Source organism: Streptomyces sp. SBT349 (assembly GCF_001083795.1).
Lineage (GTDB): Bacteria > Actinomycetota > Actinomycetes > Streptomycetales > Streptomycetaceae > Streptomyces.
Window position 1 is genome coordinate 1 of sequence record NZ_LAVK01000442.1, and the last position, 5,255, is coordinate 5,255.

Annotated in this window: 6 protein-coding genes; 2 read left to right on the forward strand and 4 right to left on the reverse strand. The window is 73.5% G+C overall.

Features of this window, described 5'->3' with window-relative positions; all coding sequences use genetic code 11:
• Positions 1-216 (forward strand): DUF6214 family protein (locus ADY01_RS32335; protein ID WP_049580301.1); only part of this gene is annotated, 216 nt, incomplete at its 5' end.
• 48 nt (positions 217-264) lie between these two features.
• On the opposite strand, the gene ADY01_RS32340 is transcribed toward ADY01_RS32335, so the two are convergent.
• Entirely contained in the window at positions 265-936 is a 672-nt protein-coding gene (locus ADY01_RS32340; protein WP_053171448.1) for a DUF305 domain-containing protein, read from the reverse strand.
• A gap of 131 nt (positions 937-1,067) precedes the next feature.
• Between ADY01_RS32340 and ADY01_RS32345 the strand changes: the two genes are divergently transcribed.
• A complete protein-coding gene (locus ADY01_RS32345) occupies positions 1,068-2,549 on the forward strand; it encodes an LVIVD repeat-containing protein (RefSeq protein ID WP_049580302.1) in 1,482 nt (493 codons plus the stop codon).
• 12 nt (positions 2,550-2,561) lie between these two features.
• Here ADY01_RS32345 and ADY01_RS32350 read toward each other — a convergent pair whose 3' ends face one another.
• The 3 genes from ADY01_RS32350 to ADY01_RS32360 all read right to left on the reverse strand — a co-directional run bounded on the left by ADY01_RS32350 (position 2,562) and on the right by ADY01_RS32360 (position 5,096).
• Complete coding sequence (locus ADY01_RS32350; RefSeq protein ID WP_049580303.1) at positions 2,562-3,239, reverse strand: TetR/AcrR family transcriptional regulator; 678 nt, start codon at positions 3,237-3,239, stop codon at positions 2,562-2,564.
• A 161-nt stretch (positions 3,240-3,400) separates the two neighbouring features.
• A complete protein-coding gene (locus ADY01_RS32355) occupies positions 3,401-4,096 on the reverse strand; it encodes an HAD family hydrolase (protein WP_049580304.1) in 696 nt (231 codons plus the stop codon).
• A gap of 58 nt (positions 4,097-4,154) precedes the next feature.
• Positions 4,155-5,096, reverse strand: a complete 942-nt coding sequence (locus tag ADY01_RS32360) for a M56 family metallopeptidase (protein WP_049580305.1) — start codon at positions 5,094-5,096, stop codon at positions 4,155-4,157.
• Between the last annotated feature and the right edge of the window lie 159 nt (positions 5,097-5,255).

The window sequence follows — 5,255 nt, forward strand, 5'->3', positions numbered from 1 at the left end:
GAGCCACCCGCCCCCGACCGCCCCGCCCCCCGTCGGCGCAACGCGGGGCGCGACCGCCGCCTCGCGGCGGCGGCCTACCTCGCCGCCCGGCAGGACGGGCGCGACCCGGTGCTGGCCGTCATGGCGGTCTCCGGACGCAGCCGCCGCAGGGCGCTCCGGCTGATCGCCTCCGCTCGCGACAAGGGCCTCCTCCCGCCCCGCCACGCGCGGCGCTAGGCGTTCCGCGCGGCCCGGCGTGTCACCGGACCGGTCGCGCCGCCGGAGCTAACGCAGTTCCTCCATGCGGCCGATCTCCGCGCTCTGCGTGGCGATCACCTCGTTGGCCAGCTGCTCCACCGTCACATCGCCGATGCCCGCGAGCGCCTCGGCCGACATGGTCAGCGCGCCCTCGTGGTGGGTGATCATCAGATCGAGGAAGAGCGCGTCGAACTCCGCGCCCTCGGCCTCGCCCAGCTCGGCCATCTCCTCCTCGGTCGCCATCCCCGGCATCGACCCGGGGTCGTGCTCCTCGTGTCCCGCGTCCGCCTCGTGCCCGGCGTTCCGCGTCAGCCAGGCTTCCATGATCTCGATCTCGGGCTCCTGCGTGCCCGCGATGCGCTCGGAGATCCCGGTGACGCCCTCGTCCTCGGCGCGTTCCCCCGCGAGCCGCGCCATCTCCAGCGCCTGGCCGTGGTGATCGATCATCATCCGCAGGTAGGAGAAGTCCGCCGCGGTGGGCTCGCTGCCCTGCCCGCCGGCCTCCCTGGCCTCCTCGGGCGTGAGCGTCTCGGCCGGGTCGCCCGGCCCGTCCGGCGCGATGACCGGCGGCGCGGAGCTGCCGGAGGAACCCTCCCCGGACGGCGCGTCGTCCCCCGAGCAGGCGCCCGTCAGGGCCACGGTCACGGTCAGCAGGACGGCCACGAGGGCGCCGCTCCTGGAGGGGTGGCGGACAGTCAACGGTCCTCCTCGAGGGGTCGGGACAAGTCCAGGCATGGCTATTTTGTTATGCACATGCCTGGCACGATACTGGGGCGATCCTCGGAGCGACCAACTCCGCACGGATTCACACACGTACAAGGGAGGACGCGGTGACATCGTTGCACGAGGCGCCTGTTCGGCGCAGACGGCTGGCGGTTGCCGTCGTGACGGCCGGACTGCTGGCCACCATCGGACTGGCCGGCCCTGCCGCGGCGACCCCCGACCCGGGTGACGCGCCCGCGGCGCCGGAACAGCTCTCCGAAAGCCAGCGGGAGCGGGCAGAGGCCGCCATGGAGAGCGGCGGGATACCGGGCGTCGACGAGATCGTCCACAGCGACAACATCTCACCCCTGGCCGGCATCCCCCACGCGGAGGGCCTCGCCGGCACCAACACGGACATCGCCTTCCAGGGCCGGTACGCCTTCGCGGGGAACTACGACGGCTTCGTCGTCTACGACATCAGGCGCCCTTCCGCCCCCCGGATCGTGAGCCAGGTCCTCTGTCCCGGCGGCCAGGGGGACATCTCCGTCTCCGGGGACCTGCTCTTCCTGTCCGTCGACTCCTCGCGCAGCGACGACTCCTGCTCCAGCACGGGCCGGCCCGCCACCGAGGCGGACGCGTGGGAGGGCATCCGGGTCTTCGACATCAGCGACGTGCGCAGCCCCGAGTACGTCGCCGCGGTGGAGACCGCCTGCGGCTCGCACACCCACACCCTGGTGCCCGAGCGGCGGAGCGTCTACGTCTACGTCTCCTCCTACTCGCCCAGCGACACCTTCCCCGACTGCCAGCCGCCGCACGACGGGATCTCCATCGTCGAGGTGCCGAGGAACGCCCCCGAGCGCGCCGAACTCTCCAGCTTCGATGTGCTCTTCCCCGGGGGAGGCTTCCCGGGTGACGAGGACAGCTCCGCGACCGCGGGCTGCCACGACATCACCGCCTTCCCCGAGATCGACCTCGCCGCCGGGGCCTGCATGGGCGACGGCCTTCTGATGGACATCTCGGAGCCCGAGCACCCGCGCATCCTCGACCGGGTCAGGGACGCCGACAACTTCGCCTTCTGGCACTCCGCCACGTTCAGCCAGGACGGCACCAAGGTCGTGTTCACCGACGAACTCGGCGGCGGCGGCGGTGCCATGTGCAACGAGGAGGTCGGGCCCGAGCTCGGCGCCAACGGGATCTACGACGTCCGTGGCCGCGGCGACAACGTTCGGCTGGAGTTCCAGAGTTACTTCAAGATCCCGCGCCACCAGGCCGACACCGAGAACTGCGTCGCGCACAACGGCTCCCTGATCCCCGTCCGCGGCCGCGACATCATGGTGCAGTCGTGGTACCAGGGCGGCGTCTCCGTCTGGGACTTCACCGACTCCGGCAACCCGCACGAGATCGGCTACTTCGAACGCGGCCCGATCACCGAGGACGTGCTGGCGTTCGGCGGCTCCTGGTCCGCGTACTACTACAACGGCTACATCTACTCCAACGACCAGAAGGGCCTGGACGTCCTCCGCGTCGACGACCGGCGGACGGATCCGGCGGAGCGCGTCAGGCTTCCCGAGCTCAACGTCCAGACCCAGCCCCGCTACTTCTACCGCTGACCGGCGAACCGGTCACGGGGCACCGGCCGCCTGAGCGCCGGTGCCCCGCCGCGTGGCCCGCAGGCCGAGGGGCCCCTCGGGCGGCTCCTCGCCCGGCGGGGACCCCAGCCGCCACGCGAGCCCGTAGCGGACGAACAGCTCGCCCCGCAGCCGTGCCATCGGCATCGGCGCCCCCGGCAGCAGCAGCGCCACCACGGCGCCCATCAACAGCGCCCGCAGCAGCGGGTAGTCGGTGTCCGGCTCGGGGGACCCGTACCGCACGACGGTCTCCCGCAGCAGCGCCGCCAGCCGCTGCTGTTCCGCGCACTGGATGAACCCCTCCTGCTGGAGCAGGCCCGCCATGTGCGCCCGCATCAGCACCGGCCGGGCCTTCGCCAGCCCCAGGATCGCGTCGATGGCCCGCGCCATGAACTCGTCGCCCGCCTCGGGCCCCGTCGGAGTCGGCGGGCGATCGAGGGCCTCGGCCAGCGTGACGTGCATCAGCTTGTGGACGGCGGACTGGAGCAGCTGGCGCTTGCCGGGGAAGTAGTACGAGATCAGACCCCGTGCGGAGCCCGCCCGATCGGCGATGTCGCCCAGGGTGGTGGCCTCGTAACCACGTTCGGAAACGAGCTCCACGGTGGCGTCCAGCAGCCGTTGGCGAGAGCGTCGGCGCATTTCTTCATTGACCGAAGCGCTGCGAGGGGACATGCTGGACTCCCATTGACTGGCTCACAGTCAATATACTCAGCACCACCCCGGACGCCTGCCCCGGTAGGGGTAGTCATGTCCGGAGCCGGCGGCGGTATCGGGCGGCGCGGGGGACCGCCCGATACCGGCCGCCGGTGCACGGCCTCCGGGCCGGGGGCTGTTCAGCCCACGAGCCGGAGCACGGGCAGCAGCCCGTCGGGCCGTTCGTCCGCGGGCCGGTGCTCGACCAGGTGCACGGCACAGCCGAGGGCCGCCGCCCCACCGTCCGCCCTCGCGTTGTCGCCCACCATCAGGGCGTGTTCGGGCGCGAGCCCCAGCGCGTCGCAGGCGACGGCGAACAGGCGCGGATCAGGCTTCTGGATGCCGTGCTCGCACGAGAGGACGAACGCCTCCACCAGGCCGTCCAGCCCGTGGGCGCGGAAGATCGGCCGCAGATCCCACCCGATGTTGCTCACCACGGCCACGCCGACGCCCCGCCGGGCCAGCTCGCGCAGCACCGGCTCGGCGTCCGGATAGGGACGCCAGGCCGCGGGCTGCCAGTGCCGGTCGTACAGCGCGTCGTACAACGCCGGATCGGGCAACGGCACTTGGCGGGCCAGTCCCGTATAGAGAGCCCGGTGGTGGGTGCCGTCCACATCCCGCTTCCTCCACAGCTCCCGCAACGCGGGCGGCACCTCGCGGGGCGACGCGCCGCCGGGCAGCGCCCCGGCCTCCTCCAGCTCCGCGGCGCGGCGGATCACCTCCGCCTCGTCCATGGAGGTGCCCGTCAGGCGCAGTGCCGCCCGCAGCCAGGAGACCGCGGGCTCCACCCGCATGAGGGTCCCGGAGAAGTCGAACAGCACGCCCTTGACCGCCATGCTCACGATCCTCCCCCGCCGACCGGTCGGCGTGCCAGTGGGGCGGACCGGTCGCCGGCTAGCCGCCGAGCGCGTGGAGCCCGGGGGCGAACGTGACCAGCAGCGGCACGGCGGGCACCAGGGTCGCCGCCGCGGTCAGCCGCAGGCGGCGCCCCGCGGTCAGCCGTTCACGGGGCCGCAGCAGCCGGTGCACGCGGTAGGGGACGTGCCCGGAGTGGCTCTCCCGCCCGAAGACGCCCCGGCCCTCGTTGAGCCCGACCAGCGCCAGCGCGATCGTCATCCGGCCGAAGCGGCGCGAGGCGACGTCGTCCGCCGCCAGCTCGACCAGCCGGTGCACCTGGTGGCGGAACGCGGAGAACACCGGAACCCGCGGGAAGCCGCTGGCCAGCGCGCCCGAGCAGTGCACCAGCCAGTGGTGCCTGGCGCGGATGTGGCCCTGCTCGTGGGCCAGGACCGCGTCCAGCTGGCGCCGGCTCAGCCGGCTCAGCGCCCCGGTGGTGATCACCAGGCGCGCCCGGGGCCCCGAGAGGAACCAGGCGTCGGGACGGTCGTCCTCCAGCACCACCAGCCGGTCGCCCGCGTCGGCGGCCTCCCAGGGCAGCCGCGGGGCGCGCGCCAGCAGCTCGGCGTGGCGCGCCCGGCGCTCGGCCCGCGCCGCGCGCACCTCCCGGGTGAGCATCACGCCGGTCCACAGGCCGCCGCAGGCCAGCAGCAGCGCCACGGCGGCGGCCCAGGTCTCCCCGTCGGGGTGGAGCGCGTAGGCATCGACCACCTGGCTGGGCGCCGGCGCGAAGAGCTGGCCGCGCACGCCCTGCCAGGCGGCGGCCCCGGAGAGCGCCATGGCGAGGACGCAGCACAGCAGCACCGCGGCGACCACGCACTGCCACACCCACAGCGCGAGCACGGGCTCGCGGTCCGGCCAGGAACCGCGGGCCAGGACGCGCGGCGCCGTCGCCGCGGTGAGCCCGCCCAGCACGAGAAGCGTGATGGCGATCACCATGAGGCCAGCCTAGGGCCCGGCCCCGGAGGGCGGGAACGGGGCGCCCGCACACGTGACCGATGCCTCACAGCGTCATCAGCATCGCGAACATCGCCACCGCCAGCGTGCCCCGGCAGGCCGCCGCCACCTCGGGGAAGCGGCCCCGCCCCGGGGCCCGCC